The sequence below is a fragment of the Acinetobacter sp. A47 genome (assembly GCF_000805455.1).
Taxonomy (GTDB): domain Bacteria; phylum Pseudomonadota; class Gammaproteobacteria; order Pseudomonadales; family Moraxellaceae; genus Acinetobacter.
In genome coordinates this window covers 1-420 of record NZ_JSUS01000003.1, presented here as the reverse complement: position 1 = coordinate 420, position 420 = coordinate 1, and the positions used below count along the sequence as shown (strand labels likewise).

Sequence of the window (420 nt, the reverse complement as noted above, 5' to 3'; positions counted from 1 at the left end):
CATTCCTTCTGGTAATCGAGAAACTTTTGCATTTAATCTTGAGTCGTTTAATGATTGAAACTTTACTGTTACTGGTTCATAAATCTTTACAAATTCTTTTAAAGGTATTCCTTCGTTTTTAGCATTTTTTAAAGTATTATTTTCATAAAAAAGTTGTGTTCCTAATTTTTCAACTTCTTCTTTATCAGCAGTATTTTTTAATTTGATAAATAATCCCGAACCATAATTTCCCCATTGATCTTTTGTGTCTTCTAAACGCGTATAGATATTTGAAACAACCATTTTAGGTTGAAAACTAGTATACTTGTTTGTTTTAAAAACTCCATAAATAGGCATTTTTCTGCCATCAAAAGTTGTCAAAGTCTTTCCAACAGGATTTTCAGTACTAAAGATTTTAGTTGCCTCTTTTTCTTCTAATGC

Annotated in this window: 1 protein-coding gene; it reads right to left on the bottom strand. The window is 28.6% G+C overall.

The window, feature by feature from the left end:
* A partial coding sequence (locus OC23_RS19125; protein ID WP_038342628.1) for an ABC transporter permease occupies window positions 1-420 on the bottom strand: 420 nt, incomplete at both ends.